Raw genomic sequence first — 14,944 nt, forward strand, 5'->3', positions numbered from 1 at the left:
ATCAAATGAATGCTCATGCGCACCCTGCCTGTACAGTTCCCGTCATGCGGATGCAACAGGTTGAGATTCTCGTCGAGAATGACTGGACGGCGATCCTTCTAAGCGGGGGGCTGGGCGCACTAATCGGCGGACTCGCGACGCTCGTTGGCGTCTGGTTTGCTGCGAGGAAAGAACGTGAAACTCGCAACAGCGAGCTGCTCGACGACGCAATGGGCAAGCTTATTGAGGTGTCTATTACCCTCACCCCTCGGTTGTGGTCGAAGAATGAGGGCGGCGCAGAGATCCCCGAAGAGGAAATCTCGGCTCTAGTCTGGGATATGACACACGCCATAATTACTTGCCGAGCGCGTTGCAAACGTGTCGCGCCAAAGCTCGACGTGCTCTTGATGGAGCTGTTCGACATGTGGTCGAATGACACGTCCGATGCTTCTGCGGTGGCCGCATACGGAGAGCTCGGCTTTCTCTGGTTCGCCGATTCTAAGGCGTTAAGAAACGGTCGAATGACGACGCAAGAGATAATCGCCATCGCGCAAGATGGAAGCAATGAGGCACCTTCTTTCCACAACCGCTCGTGATTCAGGCACGCATGTCCGGCCCTGTTGCCACACGTCATCGGGGCCTCCGTTTGGGAAGGCGGGGGATGCGGTTCATGGCTGCCCAACCGGCGCACAACATGGCCGGGGTGCCATCGACCTGGAACGGGCGAGAACCGCGAAGCACGGGGCTGTACGCGCCCGGAGGTGCGTCACGGGATGCGCCAGACGGGTGCGCCCAACGCACCACCGCCGGCATGCCGTCGTGGCAGTAGAACGGCTCATCGGCAGAGAATTCCGGCGGCTCACACGCGGCACGCTCCGGAGAGTCGGCCCGGTACGCGCAGTCATGACACGACTCAGCACGCACCGCCGACGGGCCCTCCCTGGCTGGCTCCGGCTCACTGTTGAGGACCTCAACCCAGCACGTACACGCACCCGTGACCGCCGCGCCAATGCAACAACCCGAATCCTCGTCCGGAGGAGGCATCACGTCGCTGTTCAGGCTCACGCGGCGTCTCCGTCCTGGTCGGTGATGAGGCCGAGTAGGCCCATGTCTTCGCCGGCGAGTTCGAGCGCGCGGCGGGGGTCGCGGCGTCGGGCGATGCGGGCTTCGATGAGCGGCAGGTACTTGGTTTCGCGTTCGATGGCGATGCAGTGGAAGCCTTCGAGGAGGGCGGCTTCGACGGTGGTTCCGGAGCCGGCGAACGGCTCGAGGACCGTGCCGCCGGGTGGTGTGACGAGGCGGACGAGCCACCGCATCAGGTCGAGCGGTTTGACCGTCGGGTGCGCTACGCCGTTGACGCGGGGCCGTTCGCCGGCGTCGGCCTTGGCCTCGTACCGGAACACGGGGAAGAAACGGGATGCCCCGCCGCTGCCGGCGCCACGGGCGGGCGTGCATTCCTCCTGGCCCTTGAAGTCCCCGTAGGCGTCGCGGAACTTGTCGGACCCGCGACGGGTGGGGTTGGCGCCGCTCGTGAGTTCGCCGGTTTGCTCGTCGAGTTCAGCCGCCAGGCCCTCCTCGAGGACTACGTTCGTCGGCCAGCGGCCGGAATCCGACCCCGTGACGTAGTCATCAGAAATGTTCCCGCCGTGATAGCCCAACTCGGCGGTGTTCCTGCGCCTCGTGGATGCATCACCAATCCGGCAGGCGTCGATGTTCAGCGCGCCGGTGCCGTGCTCGAGGACGTTCGCTGCGACGGTGCCGGCGAGAGGCTTGCGTCCGACGACGATCGGCTCGAATCCAGGCTTGAGCGCGGTGCCCCATCCCTGCCACTTGCGGGCGGCGTCGGTGGAGTGCTTCGTAATCTCCAGGTCAACGGCCCTCCGGTCTGCACCCTGGCCCGGTGCGACAGCCAGACGACCCGCAGTCCGGGTGCCGACCTTCTCGCGCTCGGCCTCAGCGATGACCGATCCCCACTTCTCGTCGTCCATGTCGAGCAGGTCGCGCAATGCCGGCCACCACTTCGCCTCGGGGAACTGGTGATGCTCCCAGTTCCAGCAGGCGCCTGTCCGGGCACCGACGACCCGCTCTGACACGTCGGCTCGCGATAGGCCCGCGGCCGCCCTCCGCTCTGCAAGGTGCGCAGCGAACTCCGCATGCCGTATGACACCTGGCCGCTTGTCGATCGCCTTGCTGACGTTCAGCGACTTGGGGAACCCGCTGCCGTACAGCCACGCGACAGAGTCGCGGATCTCGAAGCCGGCGTCCTCAACCGCGGCGGCGAGCCGGTGCCAGGTGCGGGAGCCGCCGAACGAGACCAGGTGACCGCCGGGCTTGAGTATGCGGAGGCACTCGAGCGCCCACGCGTGGCACCACTGCTGGAAGCGTTGATTCGCCAACGATGACCGGTCGTAGCGGCCGGCTTCCATCGCTGGGTGTGGCGCACCGCCGTATGACACGTTGCTGCCCCCGTGTGCAGCGCTGAGCGGTCCGAAGTCGCCGGGTTGGTCCCACTGGTGGCCCATGAATCCGATGCCATAGGGCGGGTCGGTGACGACGGCGTCAGCGCTGGCGTCGGGCAGCTCGGCAAGCACCTCGAGGACGTCCCCGTGGTGCAGGGTCACGCGGTCGTCGGTGTAGTAGGGGTCGGTCATGGCAGGCACTCCTGACAGACGTAGTCCCCCTTGTCGTCACGCCCGGCACGCTCGTCCGCGTGGATAGCGCCCTCGCACCAGCCACACCGGCCTTCGAACCGCGCCACGAACACCGCAACCACGCGGGCATCGTCGTTCGTAGACGCCTCCCCGGTTCGGCCGGTGCAGTGGGCGCATGAGGCGGTGGGGAGGTCGGAGAAGTCGCACCGGGGGTCAGGCATCGTCGACTCTTCCCTGCGCACGATGGCGGCGGTAGCGTCCAGTCATGGATCCCGAGACCCCAGCACACGAGCCGAGCGAGCGGCAGAGGCAACTGCTCCGCGTCATCAAGGCACTGTTTGACGAGCAGGACGAGGCAAGGTCGTCGCGCCAGGGCGTCAACCAGGACCAGATCTTGGAACGCCTTGCCGACTGGACCCGAAGCGAAGTGGTCGTGACCGGCACGCAACTAGCCGACCTATACCTGGACACCAAGTCACCACCCGATGGCCTATACGTCTTGGACTTCACGCCGGATGGCCTGTACTGGGCGAAGCGGCCGCCGTGGACATAGCCGTTGTATCCGGTGGTTGAGCCATCACTCACCACCCCCGTCGAGGGCGTGGATGGTGAAGCACCGACGGCCTCGCACGATGAAGTCGGCGAGGCCGTCCTCGTCGGCGCACCAGTGATCAACAGTGTGCCCCGCCGGCATCACACGCCACCTCCATCGCCGTAGACACCCCGGATGCGGTGGCGGTAGCCTCCGGGAATGTTCTTGGGGGTTGAGGTGGGAGAAATCACATGGGCCGTTCTCTTAAACGGAGCCGTGGGCGTGGTGGGAGCGGCCGGTGCTGTTTGTCTCGGGTTTTGGCTGAGTCGTGCCGCCAAGCGGCGTGACGACCTCGCGCTCGCTGTCGAGGAGCTTCGATCAATGACGACGCTTCTGATCGTGATCTGGCGGACGAAGAACGACAAGGGTGAAAGTAAGGGGTATAGCTCCGAGGAGCTCCTGAGATTCCACGAACTCGCCCGACTGAGCGGCCGGGTGATGGCGTGTACAAGCTGGTGGGACCATCGCCTGCGAGCTGAGATCCGAATGCGGATGTTGCCGATAGCGGAGGCGGTTTGGGACCGAAACGTTGAGCCGCCAAGTAACCTCGCGGTGCTCCTAACGACGTGGCTTAACAAGCGGTGGCGTTTCAGGCTCCGGCTGGCGACCGTTCCACAGCCGCCGAGCGGCTTGACGCCCAAGGCGAAGGACACTAGGGCCCAAGTGGGGTAATTCAGGTTCGCCCGGTCGAGGGGCTGTCGCTCGGTCATGCTGTCGGCTCCTGTGTGTGGTGGATGACGTAGGCCGCGGCCACGCGTGCGCGGGCCAGGTCGAGTGCTTCGGACACGGTTGTGCCGGGGTGGAGCGCGACTGTGACAGTCATGCCGCCCGCGGGGTGCTCGACGGTGACGGTGACGTGGGCCGCGGTCACGGTGTCCTCCGGTTGTTGCGTGTGGTCAGGTAGGTGGGTCCGCCCGGTGCGGTGCGGCGGTGCAGATGTGGGCGGCACCGCGGGCACGGGGCCGGTCGGCCGTCGTGGTCCTCACCGAGCCAGCCGTCCTTGCACACGTGGTCGTCGGTGTCCGGGTAAAGGTCGCCGTCACGGTCGCGGGTCATGTTGTCGTCGGCCATCACGCCGCCCGGGCAGGTGTGAGTGGCAGCATCCGCGGGTCGACAAGGGTCCACGTCAGCAGCTCGTCAGCGCTGCGGTCTGGGTTGACCATCGCGGCGAGGACCACCATGGCGGCGATCGCTGTCTGAACCTCGTCACCCATGGCGGGTGACAGGCCGAGATGGCGGTAGATGACCGCCTCGATCTCGGCGCGGCCGTAGTCGTGGACGCAGCCCACCAGCTCGGCCGCGAACGGGACCAGCGCCTCGGCCATGTCGCGTAGCTGTTCTTCTTGTTCCGGTGTTAGGGCGGTCACGGGGTGCCGTCCTGGCCGGTGAGGAGGCGGCGTTCGACTTCGACGGGTTCGTAACCGAGTTCGGTGAGGCCGTCGATCACGGTGTGGGCGTTGCGCCACTGCCACGGCTCGGTCAGGGTGCGCGGATCGTCGCGGCGGTGGTCGAGCAGCAGAACCGTGTAAATGGCTTACGCGAGGCGGGGAGTTCTCCACTCCAGCACTTCCGAGGCGATCCACAGCGCCACGTCAGGGGATTCAAGGTCAACGTCGAGGCCCAGAAGGTCACACCAGTCGGTGACGTCGAAGAGGTCCGCCTCGAGGAGGTGTAGAACGAACTGGCGCAGCATCGCCTCGGTTCCGGCGGGCTTCGGTGCGTGGCGAGCTGACAGGGTGCCGCGGATCCACTTGATGCGGTGCTCGCGGGCACCGGCCAGGTCGTCGGCGAGGCGCTGTTCCTCCGCGGCGCGGGCCGCGACTTTCTCGTCGGTGACCGTGGGGGCGGGTTGTGGAGCGGGTTCGGTGGTTACGCCGTGCACTGTGGGGTCGAGGCAGTATTCCTGCACGTAGTGAGGCCAAACGACAATTGCGTGCCCCGTCGGGTGGTGTTTGCGGTGCTGGGCCGGGGTCATGCTGAGGGTCCACTCGTCGACACGGCGGGCACCGGCTGGGATATCCGTGGCGCCGTCGTGGTGGTAGACCTTCCCGCCGGCTGACTCCACCTCGGTCACGAGTTCGGTGTTTCGGCGTTGCCGGTCACGTTGATGCCGCAGCGCGTAAATGGTGGCGTCCATGTCGGCGGCTGAGGTCGCAGCGAGACGGTCCAGCATGTCGGGGTCGTCGGTGAACTCGGCGATCGCGTCAGCTTGACCGAGGGTGAGCTGACCGTCGTGGACCAGCTCGCGGGTGGTTTCAGGTAGGCGCATCAGGTCAAGGCGGCGCCGGACGGTGGACTCGGCGCGGCCGGTTCGGCGGGCGATCTCGGCTGGGGACACGTCGAACAGTGCGAGCCGCTGATACGCGGTGGCCTCCTCCACGGGGGTTAGGTCCGAGCGTTGGAGGTTTTCCACCAGCATCGCCTCGATGATGTCGGCCTCGCTGGTGAGGTCGTGGCGGATCACACAGTCGACGCGGTTGAGGCCGACCAGGGTGGCGGCGGCGTGGCGGCGGTGCCCGGCGATGATGACCCACATGCCGGGGATTTCCGGGTCGGGTGCGACGAGGATGGGCTGCAGGAGACCTTTGGCGTCGATGGAGTCGGCGAGTTCGGTGAGGTCGCCGACGTCGAGACGCACGTTCGCCGGGTGCGGGCGGACCTTCTCCAGTGCGAGCCGTTCAATGGTGGTGGCATTCATCGGGTGTCCTCACATGGTCAGGCGAGACAGGTGTGGTGCGTGAGGGATGCCGGGCGTCCCCGGTGCGCCCGGCACCCCTCACGGGCTGGTGGTTACGCGAGCGCTGCGGGCGCGACTCCGGCGTACACGTTGTGGCCTTCGCAGGTGATCTGGTCGGTGATCATGGCGAACGCGGTTTCGATGACGCGGTCGAGCTCGAGCAGCTTGTAGCCGATCAGCAGGCCGCCGTCGATGCGGTAGCGCAGTTCAGCGAACACGGGGGAGGGGTCGAGCCCGTGCCACGGCACGAGGGAGAGTGTGAAGTTGCGTGGCACCTCTAGCTCTCCGGCGTGGCCGGCGCGGGCCTGGTGGGTTTCGGCGTAAGTGAATGTGATCTCACCGGAGTGCAGCCGCTGCGCGGACTTGAACTCGCCGGACTTGGAGACCTCCAGCGATTCGGCTACGTCGTACATGGCGGCGCCGGACGGTTCGATGAGGTCGGCGAGGGAGTCCTTGATGTGTTCAGCGAAAGCGACCTGCGGCATCAGCTTGCCGGAGTTGCTGGTCCACCGTTTCCACGGTTCGGTTTCGCGGAGCCGTAGCTCGGCGCGGTAATCCCGCCACGATGGGGTCCCGGCGGTGTCGTCACCGATGACCGCGACGATTTTTTGAGTCTGCGAGTCGGCGTAGACCCGGATCACGTCGTCGATGTCGCTTCCGGCCATCTCGTCGAGGTAGCGGGTGAAGCTGGCCACGTCGTGGAGTACGACGGTGCCGCGGGAACGGCGGGGCACGGTGCCGTGTTTCTCGGCGTCGACGAGGTGGAACTGGTTGTCGCTGCCGAATGCGACCCGGACCTCGCCGGGGTCGATCTCGTCGCCGTGGGCGACCTGGCGGGCCAGGCCTGCGACGGCGTCGGCCTCGGTGCGGGCGTCGAGAGTGTGTGGGTATGTCACTGTGCGATGCCTTCCTGGTTGGTGACGGTGTCGGTGGTGGGGACGGCGCGCATGGCGATGCGTTGCTGTCCTGGGTGCTCGCGGGTGAGGACGTCGTCTTCGCCGAGGAAGAACGTGGCCGCCTTGAGGGGAATCTGTGGGATCTTCCGGGACACCTCAGCGCCGAGCTTGATCCCGGACTCGCGGGCCTCTTCACCGATTGGCTCGACGGTGAGCTTCAACGTGACGGTGCCTTTCCGTCCGGTGTCAGCTACCGCGGTGACGAGTTCAGCGATCGCGTCGGACAGCTCCGTGTGGGTGCGGCCAAGCTCGACGAGGATGTCCGCAGCGGGACGGACCCGCCGGTCGGGGTTGGTTGGTGGCACGGCTTGTCTCCTCAGGCGTTCTCGGCGATGGCCTGCTGCATCCGCAGCAGACCGTTGATAGGTGCGTCGGTGGCGGCCGGGCGCGTCGACAACGTCTCCACGACGCGGTCCATCACTTCCGGGGCCCACGGGATGCGGCCGGCATTGGTCACCTGGACACGCCCCGGTAGACGTTGATCGGTTTGCGGTGTGTGGCTGCATGGGCCGATGGCCGGTAGCCGATGTGTTCGATCCAGCCGCGTTTGATGGCTCGTTGGATCAGGCCACCGCGTGCCCGGTTCGGGATCTGCGCGAGGTCGAGCTGCTCGCGCAGGTCGTCGAGGCTGAACGGTTCACCGGTTTTGATGGCGTCGGCCACGATCTCGTCGAAGCGGGCTTTCGAGTTGTCGCTGAGCACCGCGACCGAGTTGGCCTGGCCTTCGGCTTTGCGGCGGCGGGCCTCGGCGATCGCGTCGGCCATGGACATGCGGGCCGTCATAGGTGGTCCTCCGTCCACTGCTCAAGCTCGTCGGTGATCTCTCCGGCGAGTCGTTTCGAGTCGGTGATGTCGGTCAGGTTGATGCGGCGCAGGGTCGCGGACTCGCGCATCAGCTCGGCGAAGCGGTCACGTAGGGCGTCGATGTCGATCAGGTCGCCGATGTGGGGGACGAGCAGATCGGCGGCGTCGTCCGCGGTGCGGCGGGCGAATGCCTGCGTGACCTCGCTGCCGGTGAGCCCGGCCGACACTCGGCGGTGTGCGCGGTCGGCGAGTCGCACCGCCGCGGCCTTCACGTTCTTCGGATCTGGTAGCTCGCCGCTGCGGGTCAGGGGGATCTCGAGGAAGTACCGCAAGATCAGGATGATGTCGTTGGCGTCGCCGATCGTCATGCTCATCGCGAACCACCCCCGCGCCTGCGGAACTGGCCGCGGGCACCACGCCGGCGGGCGTCGCGCTGCTCGACAGCGATCAGCACGACGCTCAGCATGAGGACGAACAGACCGACGATGATCCAGCCCGGATCGAACAGGACGTCGGCGTCGACAGTGAGACGGCGTGCGCGGATCACGACTGGCCACCGCCGTTCAGGTGTGCCCGGACCTCGGCTTCGCGGTATCGCCGGTGACCACCGAGAGTCTTGATCGCGGTGAGCCGGCCAGCCTTGGCCCACCGGGTGACGGTCTTCGGGTCGACACGGAACATGGCGGCGACCTCGGAGGGGGTGAGCAGCTTCTCCGGCTGCGGTGCGCCGCTCACTCTTCGAGCCCGATCGTGAGCTGGTCGACTCGAACGCCGAGGAACTGTGCAACCGCGGCGACCTCACCAGCGGTGAACGGCACCGACCCGTTGAGGCAGCGACGTACAGCATCGACACTCATGCCGAGGTGGTCGCCGAGTTCCTGATGGCTGCGGGCCTGTACGGCGAGCTGATGCCGTACCCGGTCGCCGAGACGTTCCGACGGTGTGGAGATCCGTGCCGTCATCGGGTCACCGCCACACGTGCCGCAGGGGTCCAGCCACCGATGGCCGGCATTTCTGTGGTGTCTGCGAGGTAGACGGGGATGGTATCGGCGAGCGCGTCCAGGCGCCGCTGCAGGTCGTCGAGTTCGGTGACGATGCGGCGGCACTCCTGCACCGCGCCGACCCAGCCGCGTGCCGACAGCTCGGCGCGAACCATCGCCGTGTCCGACTCGCGTAGCTGCGTGATCCGGCGGGTGAGGATCTGACGCTCTAAGCGGCGACGCTCCGCGAACATGTGTTCCGTGGCTGGAGAGTGCGCTGTTCTCTGAACTGTTGGTGCGGACATGTAGACTCCTTCACTGGTTGGGAGGGCTCCGGTCGCGCTGTCAGGCGGGACGGCCGGGGTCCTTCTTCTTTGTCAGCCGCGGCGGCGGTTGATCTTCCGTGACCGGCGTGCGGCCTTGTTCCTTGTGCGGCGGCGTTGGACCTCGGCGTGGGGGACGGTGCCCGCGTAGACGTGCTTGCCGCTGCCGTCCTGCATGCCGCCGAGGATCGCGAGGCTGTACGGGGTGGGGCCTTTCATGACGTGCCCTTCTGGTCGGCGGTGGTGAGGGCGTTCTCGAGCGCCCAGCACAGCTGCGGGAACGTGCGCGGCGCTAGGCCGGTGTGATGCAGCGGCGGGGTCACCGGGAACAAGTCGCTGATGTCGTCGACAGCCCAGCCCGCGCCCTGGGTGGCCATCCACACCAGCGATGTCCGCGACAGCTCGTGAGTCGTGGCCGCGGCGAACGCGGACGCGACGATCTCTTGCCGGGTGAATCCCTGGGCGGTCGCCCAAGCGCGGAACTCCGGACCGTTGAGACCGGACGACGTGCGGGGACGGTCGAGGGGGGAACCTCCGCCGCACGTCATCCGGTGGCTCGTAGTGGAGTCGGCCGTGTCAATCACGTGATGACCTCCACGAGCGCCCACAACAGTGCGGCAGCGCCAGCGATGAGGGTCATGCCCCCAACGGCTAAGCCAAGCCAGACGAGCAGGCCAACGGCGGGGTTCCCGGGTGCGCGGCTCATCGTGGCTTCCTTGGCGCCGGCCGGTCGATGGGCAAGTTGTCGGCGTATGCCAGGAGCGACGCAACGACGACCTTGCGGTCCCGGTGGCTGGAGTACTGCGAGCGGATCGCCTGGGAATTGAGAAGCTGGTCGAAGGTCGACCGGCTCTTGATGTCGAGGTACTGCATGGCCTCAGCTACGGAGCAGTACCGTCGTCCCTCGAACTCCCGTAGTGCCCGGACGTGCATCTCCGACATGCTCAGTGTGGCCATCACGCACCGAGACCGATCACAGTGCCAACGTCGGCTACGACGAACCAGTCGGCGTAGGTGAAGAGCTGGAGGTCGGTCATCGCCCACCACCGGTGCTCGGGCTCTGTTGCGGTCGAGCCGGCGGACGGTTGTCTGGTGGCGCGGTGGGGCGCGGCGAAGTGCTCATCGCGCGTCCTCCTTTATGCGCTCAAACAGCGCCGTGAGTCGTACATCGAGCACGCCTGCTAGCCGCATCGCTGAGGTGATGCTCACTGCCTCACCACGCCGGATTCGGTAGAGGGTTCGCTCAGGTATGCCGGTCAATTTGGCCTGCTCAGCGACGGTTGTGGCCCCCCGTTCCGCGACGAGCGCGTCGTACACGTCGCGGCGGAGGCGGATGGGACTGTCAACCATGGCGGCGGGGATGGTGGTTGTAGTGCCATGCATGGCGGTGACGCTAGCACCGCCATGCATGGCAAGTCAACGACCCGTATGGGGCTTGTTACACCCACTTTTGCAGCGTAGACTGCCACGTATGGCAGACAAGAGTCGTCCTCGCGATACTCGGCCCGCTGGTCGCGCACGCATCCGTGCGTGGAAATCACTGCCGAGAGTGGCAGAGGACGTGGCGCCGCAGATGGCATATCGTGCTGGCATGGCGCGCGAAGAAGTGTCGCGATCCGCGTTTTCGAGGGCGGTCCAGCGAGCCCGCGGCCTACATGGTTGGTCGCAGCAGCAACTCGCCGAGCGTAGTGGCATCGGTGAGCGCACCATTGCGCGCTGGGAGAAGGAGGGCGGCGACCCGTATATCGGCCAGGTTCGTAAACTCGTCGCTGCCACCGGCATCCCGGCCGAGGACGTACTGCGCGCGGTTGGACTCCTGCCGGAGCACGCTGAGGTGCGCGACGACCTGACGGCCGACGAGCAAGAGCTTTGGGCTCTCGGTCACCGGCGCGGATGGTCGGAGGAGTTGCGCTGGGATCTGATTGACTTCCTTCGTGTGCGCAAAGCGCGAGCCAGACGCACCGCCGAGGATGACCCCAACGCGATCGCGGCAGAGATGAACGCAGTGTTGAAGCGGGACTTTTCAGACACCGAGGTCGCTGACGAGGGCGACGCGCTCGGCGAGGCGACGCGCCGTTACGGAACGTAGATCATTCTCACTCGCTGTCACTGTGTGTAACGATCACTAACCATCCGTTACCACCCTCTGGAAATCGCCCATTGTGACAGTCAGAATTCCGGATCATGACATCCCCGGACGAAGAGCTCGATCCCGACGTTCTACGGGTCGAACTCGAATATCATCACGCAGCAGCCCGTCGACACGCCGCATACGCCAGAAGGTCCCGCGATCGACTACTCCAGGCACTCGCCGAACGGATGACGCCGGAGCAGCGGCGAGCGTGGATACGACAGTCCACGAGGGCCATCAAGGCCGTCCTCATCGGCGCCTGCGGCTGGTTCATCGAGCAGGCCCGCGATCACACCGCACGCTCCGCTGTCGTGAGCGCGACCGCGCTCGTCGCCACCGGCTCCACGCAGGTAATCCCCACCGTGATCGAACGGCCGCCGCTCGTCATCGCAATGGAGCAGCCAGCGCCGGAGGTGGTGACGCCGGAGCCACCGCCGTCTACGCCGGAACCGCCAGCGCCGACAGTGACCACCACGACCACAGCCACGGCGACGGCTACCGCAACCGAGACCGTAACGGCCACGCCTCACCCACTGGACATCTCAACCCCCGAGCCGACACCCACGGCAACCGTTCCCCAACCCACACGCACGCCCAAAGCTGTGGCCGCGACGACGCCCCCCGACACCGAGCCCATGAACGAGCCGACGTTCTTCGTGCCCGAGAACCGCGTAACCATGCCGCCAACTGTGCCAACGTCCACGCCAACGGCCACGCCGACACCTACGCGCTCTCCGGACGCCCCGCCGGCCGCGACGGAGTGTGTCGAGCTGCCGGAGAGGACGGGCGTCTCGGGAACCGTGTGCGAGCCGCCGCCGGAGCGTGACCCGGACGGGGAGTGGCTGGACTGCCTACAGCTGGAGAGGCTCACAGAGATCATGCGGTGCGTGCGGAACCCTGACAAGTGGTTCACCTAGCCGAGTTCCTGGAGGTACAGGGTGCCGGCCACTTCGCCGAGCGCTTCCGCGATGTGGCGAACATCTGCGTGCTTGTAGGCGTCCTGGACGGCGAGTGAGGCGTGCCCGGCGATCGCTTGAATGATCTTCGGGTCGACTCGGGCCTCCATCAGCAGCGTGACGGTGGTGTGTCGGGATTCGTGCGGCACGATGTCCGGCAGCCCCGCGGCCCGCAGGTGAGCGTCGAGGATCTTCGCGTCCTCCTGCCGGGAGATGGGGGAGCCGTCCTCACGATGCCACACGAGGTTGTGGGGATTCGGTGTGGCGTCGGCCTTTCGGTGAGCCTTGATCGCTGCGTACAGGGGAGTGGGGATCGGGAGTATGCGGGTGGACCTCTCGCTCTTTGGGCGGATCAGACACATGCCGCCGGCGAGCTGGCGATACTCGAACTTGTCCGGCAGCCGGAGGACCTTGTCGGGGCAGTTTCCGCCCCGCTTGCGCCCGCACGGCCAGGTGCCGTCCTGGTCCTCCTCGGCACAACCATGGATGAAGGTCAACCGTTGCAGCTGCCAGGAGATGTCCATGATGCGAGCGTCGAGGTCCACACGGTCCCACGTGAGACCGAGGCATTCGCCTTGCCGGACTCCTGTCAGTAGCGCCATGGCCCACCGCGACGAGTTCCGATCGATCGGAGTGCCCTGATCGGTGGTGCTGCTGACGTAACGCAGGAGCGCCCGGCCCTGATCGGGTGTCAGCGCCGAACGGTCGGAGTCCCCACCGGCCGGTGCGTCCATCAGCTTGGCGACGTTCTGCATCACGAGGCCCTCGCGGATGGCATCGTTGAGGGCCTTGCGGATGGCGATGTGTGCGTGTGGCCGAGATCCCGCCTTGCCCCGCTTCTTCATGTCGGCATACAGGGCGCGCAGGTGTTCCGGGCGTAGTCGGTCGATGCGGTGCCGGCCGACGCCGGGGATGAGGTCGTTGGTGACCGAGTAGCGGTACCGGTCGTATGTGCTGGGTGCCTTGTGGGGGAGGACGAACTCGTCGAGCCATCGGGTCAGCCACGCGGCGACGGTGGGCCGCTGGAGGGGCACGTCGCCGTGCCGGGCGTGCTCCTTCTTCATGTCGTCCAGGGCGGCGTATGCGCCGTTCTCGGTTGCCGAGGTGCGTTGGGGCCGGCGCGGCTTCCCATCCGGGCCTGGGCCGAGGTCGAGGCGCGCGACCCACATGCCTCGGCACTTATGCTTCGGCCGGACGAGTTTGACCGATCCATCGTCCTGCGTGACCTCTTTGCGTGGCGGGCATCCTCGGTCGAGATCGCATCGTTGGAATACGGCCCCCTCGCCGCGGCGGCGCTTCTTCTTCGCCGGTTGAGATGGACTCATCTGACCCCCTTGACATCACTGTACCTTTCACTGTACCTTATTATTCGATACCAAACGGTATCACTCAGTGCAGCGAATCGCCTCTGACCTGGCAGTATGTCGGTTCAGGTGATGTTTGCAGACGCTGGGATGATGGCGTAACCCTGGTCTTACAAACCAGGGGTCGTTGGTTCGAACCCAACTGCGCCCACCCCCACTTGCGGTGACATCTGCAGTGCGCAGCAAGATCGTTACATGGGTGCTCTGAACAACTCCATCTCACACCGCGTTCGGTCCAAGGGTGAGCTGACCGCGCGACGATCCGTTCGCCCGACTCCGAGGGTGGCCCATACTGAGCGGGGCCACCCTCCGTGTCTGACCGACTAGGGATCGTCTCAGCGAGTCAGCCAGTCGAGGTCGAAGCGAACGACGTGCAGCGGGGCGGCGTTGGCCACGACTCGGTGGTTGCTCATGTAGGCGACGACGATGGTTCCGTCGTCGGTCACCGCGATGTCGGAGTATCTGGCGCTTGGAGCGCTCGAGGTGATGAGCTTCTCGTTGGCCCAAGTTCGGCCCTCGTCGACGCTGCGCCGGATGTAGAGCTGGCTATCGCGGGAGACGGTCATGAGCAGCGTCCGATCGTCGTACCGGACGAACCCGATGTTGTTCTCGCCGCCGAAGTCGTGGGTCACGGTTCCGCGGTACTTGTACTGGTTTGTGACGCGCACCCGCCCCATGCGTCCGACGCGGTCCCGGGTACGCCAGGGCACGAGAGTTGTCATTCCCTCTCTACGGGCGGGCTGTGCTTTCGTTTCGACAGTCTCGGCGAACTCTGGAGTGGCCGTCCACGTTCGCCCGTCGTCGTCGCTGTAGAGGAGGCACGCCCGTCCGGGCACCACGACCCGGCCGGTGGGGAGGGTGAAGCCTTTCCCGCCGTTGGTCGGGAGGCCGTTGACGTGGTCGCTTGTGACGGCGGGGAAAGACACGTCTCCCCAGGTTTGACCGCCGTCATCACTTGCCCGCTGGTGCAGGACCAGGTCCGAAGGTTCCCAGTTCTGGGGTCCGGCGGTGTAGAGCGCGACGAGGGTGCCGCCGATCATTGTCACGACGGTCGCATAGCCGCACTCTCCGGCTTGACCGCCGGCGTCGTGGACGTTTCCACCTGACGACCACGTCCGACCGCCGTCGACACTCCTGAACGTCACGATGTCCGCGGCGCCCTTGTCCACGTTGACGTCCGGCGACGTGACGGGGTATCGGCTCTGCGCCACGATCGTGAGCGCCTCGCCTCCGGTTGCGATGACCGTGGGGAGCTGATGGTTGCCCGCCGAAATCTGCCCGATGTCCTCGAACATCCCGTTGGCCGGCGCAGAGGTCGCCCGTACGGGACCCGAAACGTCGGGAAGGAGAGCCGCGCCCAGACCGGCTGCCGCTCCGGTGAGGAAGCTTCGTCTTTTCATGGGAATCCCTTCTGGGCCCCGCTGCACGTCGGCGATGGTTCACCGCGTCACAGAGCCGGCGTTCGTTGGAT

26 protein-coding genes and 1 tRNA gene are annotated in these 14,944 nt (G+C 66.2%); 6 read left to right on the top strand and 21 right to left on the bottom strand.

The genetic code is table 11. The features are described from left to right. Window positions 1-44 precede the first annotated feature (44 nt). On the top strand, window positions 45-575 hold the full coding sequence (locus G1H11_RS14225; protein ID WP_163819249.1) for a hypothetical protein: 531 nt from the start codon (window positions 45-47) through the stop codon (window positions 573-575). A 465-nt stretch (window positions 576-1,040) separates the two neighbouring features. Here G1H11_RS14225 and G1H11_RS14230 read toward each other — a convergent pair whose 3' ends face one another. Next, on the bottom strand, window positions 1,041-2,630 hold the full coding sequence (locus G1H11_RS14230; protein WP_163819250.1) for a DNA-methyltransferase: 1,590 nt from the start codon (window positions 2,628-2,630) through the stop codon (window positions 1,041-1,043). Window positions 2,631-2,895: 265 nt separating this feature from the next. Here G1H11_RS14230 and G1H11_RS14235 point away from each other — a divergent pair, with 265 nt between their 5' ends. After that, entirely contained in the window at window positions 2,896-3,183 is a 288-nt protein-coding gene (locus G1H11_RS14235) for a hypothetical protein (protein WP_163819251.1), read from the top strand. Between the two features lie 198 nt (window positions 3,184-3,381). Next, on the top strand, window positions 3,382-3,894 hold the full coding sequence (locus tag G1H11_RS14240) for a hypothetical protein (protein ID WP_163819252.1): 513 nt from the start codon (window positions 3,382-3,384) through the stop codon (window positions 3,892-3,894). 34 nt (window positions 3,895-3,928) lie between these two features. On the opposite strand, the gene G1H11_RS14245 is transcribed toward G1H11_RS14240, so the two are convergent. From G1H11_RS14245 to G1H11_RS14325, 18 genes are all read right to left on the bottom strand, one after another. Then, on the bottom strand, window positions 3,929-4,093 hold the full coding sequence (locus G1H11_RS14245) for a hypothetical protein (RefSeq protein WP_163819253.1): 165 nt from the start codon (window positions 4,091-4,093) through the stop codon (window positions 3,929-3,931). Continuing rightward, window positions 4,090-4,293, bottom strand: coding sequence for a hypothetical protein (locus G1H11_RS14250; protein WP_163819254.1), 204 nt, complete (start codon window positions 4,291-4,293; stop codon window positions 4,090-4,092). Before G1H11_RS14250 ends, G1H11_RS14245 begins: the two co-directional genes overlap by 4 nt. After that, complete coding sequence (locus G1H11_RS14255) at window positions 4,293-4,589, bottom strand: hypothetical protein (protein ID WP_163819255.1); 297 nt, start codon at window positions 4,587-4,589, stop codon at window positions 4,293-4,295. The genes G1H11_RS14250 and G1H11_RS14255 overlap by 1 nt, the downstream gene beginning before the upstream one ends. A 167-nt stretch (window positions 4,590-4,756) precedes the next feature. Beyond that, window positions 4,757-5,920: a ParB/RepB/Spo0J family partition protein gene (locus G1H11_RS14260; protein ID WP_163819256.1), complete on the bottom strand. Its 1,164-nt coding sequence runs from the start codon at window positions 5,918-5,920 to the stop codon at window positions 4,757-4,759. Between the two features lie 92 nt (window positions 5,921-6,012). Then, the gene (locus tag G1H11_RS14265; protein WP_163819257.1) at window positions 6,013-6,855 is read right to left on the bottom strand and encodes a DUF2303 family protein; all 843 of its coding nucleotides are present in this window, start codon (window positions 6,853-6,855) and stop codon (window positions 6,013-6,015) included. Then, window positions 6,852-7,220 (bottom strand): hypothetical protein, encoded by a 369-nt coding sequence (locus G1H11_RS14270; RefSeq protein WP_163819258.1) that lies wholly within the window; start codon window positions 7,218-7,220, stop codon window positions 6,852-6,854. Before G1H11_RS14270 ends, G1H11_RS14265 begins: the two co-directional genes overlap by 4 nt. 11 nt (window positions 7,221-7,231) lie before the next feature. Further along, on the bottom strand, window positions 7,232-7,372 hold the full coding sequence (locus G1H11_RS14275; RefSeq protein ID WP_163819259.1) for a hypothetical protein: 141 nt from the start codon (window positions 7,370-7,372) through the stop codon (window positions 7,232-7,234). Continuing rightward, complete coding sequence (locus G1H11_RS14280) at window positions 7,369-7,680, bottom strand: hypothetical protein (protein ID WP_163819260.1); 312 nt, start codon at window positions 7,678-7,680, stop codon at window positions 7,369-7,371. The genes G1H11_RS14275 and G1H11_RS14280 overlap by 4 nt, the downstream gene beginning before the upstream one ends. 14 nt (window positions 7,681-7,694) lie before the next feature. Next, window positions 7,695-8,093 carry a hypothetical protein gene (locus tag G1H11_RS14285; RefSeq protein WP_163819261.1) on the bottom strand — a complete coding sequence of 133 codons (399 nt, stop codon included), beginning with the start codon at window positions 8,091-8,093 and terminating at the stop codon, window positions 7,695-7,697. Beyond that, window positions 8,090-8,266, bottom strand: coding sequence for a hypothetical protein (locus G1H11_RS14290; RefSeq protein ID WP_163819262.1), 177 nt, complete (start codon window positions 8,264-8,266; stop codon window positions 8,090-8,092). The genes G1H11_RS14285 and G1H11_RS14290 overlap by 4 nt, the downstream gene beginning before the upstream one ends. Then, entirely contained in the window at window positions 8,263-8,454 is a 192-nt protein-coding gene (locus tag G1H11_RS14295) for a BldC family transcriptional regulator (RefSeq protein ID WP_343074863.1), read from the bottom strand. Before G1H11_RS14295 ends, G1H11_RS14290 begins: the two co-directional genes overlap by 4 nt. Then, window positions 8,451-8,681, bottom strand: coding sequence for a helix-turn-helix domain-containing protein (locus G1H11_RS14300; RefSeq protein ID WP_163819263.1), 231 nt, complete (start codon window positions 8,679-8,681; stop codon window positions 8,451-8,453). Before G1H11_RS14300 ends, G1H11_RS14295 begins: the two co-directional genes overlap by 4 nt. Beyond that, window positions 8,678-9,004: a hypothetical protein gene (locus G1H11_RS14305; RefSeq protein WP_163819264.1), complete on the bottom strand. Its 327-nt coding sequence runs from the start codon at window positions 9,002-9,004 to the stop codon at window positions 8,678-8,680. Before G1H11_RS14305 ends, G1H11_RS14300 begins: the two co-directional genes overlap by 4 nt. Window positions 9,005-9,076: 72 nt before the next feature. Then, window positions 9,077-9,241: a hypothetical protein gene (locus G1H11_RS14310; RefSeq protein ID WP_163819159.1), complete on the bottom strand. Its 165-nt coding sequence runs from the start codon at window positions 9,239-9,241 to the stop codon at window positions 9,077-9,079. Continuing rightward, on the bottom strand, window positions 9,238-9,606 hold the full coding sequence (locus G1H11_RS14315) for a hypothetical protein (RefSeq protein ID WP_163819265.1): 369 nt from the start codon (window positions 9,604-9,606) through the stop codon (window positions 9,238-9,240). The genes G1H11_RS14310 and G1H11_RS14315 overlap by 4 nt, the downstream gene beginning before the upstream one ends. Next, entirely contained in the window at window positions 9,603-9,728 is a 126-nt protein-coding gene (locus G1H11_RS26545) for a hypothetical protein (RefSeq protein WP_281352392.1), read from the bottom strand. Before G1H11_RS26545 ends, G1H11_RS14315 begins: the two co-directional genes overlap by 4 nt. Continuing rightward, window positions 9,725-9,964 (bottom strand): hypothetical protein, encoded by a 240-nt coding sequence (locus tag G1H11_RS14320; protein ID WP_163819266.1) that lies wholly within the window; start codon window positions 9,962-9,964, stop codon window positions 9,725-9,727. The genes G1H11_RS26545 and G1H11_RS14320 overlap by 4 nt, the downstream gene beginning before the upstream one ends. A gap of 177 nt (window positions 9,965-10,141) precedes the next feature. Beyond that, window positions 10,142-10,405 (bottom strand): helix-turn-helix domain-containing protein, encoded by a 264-nt coding sequence (locus G1H11_RS14325; RefSeq protein WP_163819267.1) that lies wholly within the window; start codon window positions 10,403-10,405, stop codon window positions 10,142-10,144. Between the two features lie 178 nt (window positions 10,406-10,583). Between G1H11_RS14325 and G1H11_RS14330 the strand changes: the two genes are divergently transcribed. Next, entirely contained in the window at window positions 10,584-11,111 is a 528-nt protein-coding gene (locus G1H11_RS14330) for a helix-turn-helix domain-containing protein (RefSeq protein ID WP_163819268.1), read from the top strand. Between the two features lie 95 nt (window positions 11,112-11,206). Then, on the top strand, window positions 11,207-12,070 hold the full coding sequence (locus G1H11_RS14335) for a hypothetical protein (RefSeq protein WP_163819269.1): 864 nt from the start codon (window positions 11,207-11,209) through the stop codon (window positions 12,068-12,070). Here G1H11_RS14335 and G1H11_RS14340 read toward each other — a convergent pair. Continuing rightward, on the bottom strand, window positions 12,067-13,278 hold the full coding sequence (locus G1H11_RS14340; protein WP_163819270.1) for a tyrosine-type recombinase/integrase: 1,212 nt from the start codon (window positions 13,276-13,278) through the stop codon (window positions 12,067-12,069). The two genes, G1H11_RS14335 and G1H11_RS14340, sit on opposite strands and share 4 nt — an antisense overlap. A 282-nt stretch (window positions 13,279-13,560) precedes the next feature. On the opposite strand from G1H11_RS14340, the gene G1H11_RS14345 reads away from it, so the two are divergent. Next, window positions 13,561-13,624 (top strand) — tRNA-Ser (locus tag G1H11_RS14345). A gap of 184 nt (window positions 13,625-13,808) precedes the next feature. Here G1H11_RS14345 and G1H11_RS14350 read toward each other — a convergent pair. Further along, the gene (locus G1H11_RS14350) at window positions 13,809-14,873 is read right to left on the bottom strand and encodes a sialidase family protein (RefSeq protein ID WP_163819271.1); all 1,065 of its coding nucleotides are present in this window, start codon (window positions 14,871-14,873) and stop codon (window positions 13,809-13,811) included. Window positions 14,874-14,944: the final 71 nt, after the last annotated feature.

Source organism: Phytoactinopolyspora alkaliphila (assembly GCF_010550695.1).
In the GTDB taxonomy this organism is placed as follows: Bacteria; Actinomycetota; Actinomycetes; order Jiangellales; family Jiangellaceae; genus Phytoactinopolyspora; species Phytoactinopolyspora alkaliphila.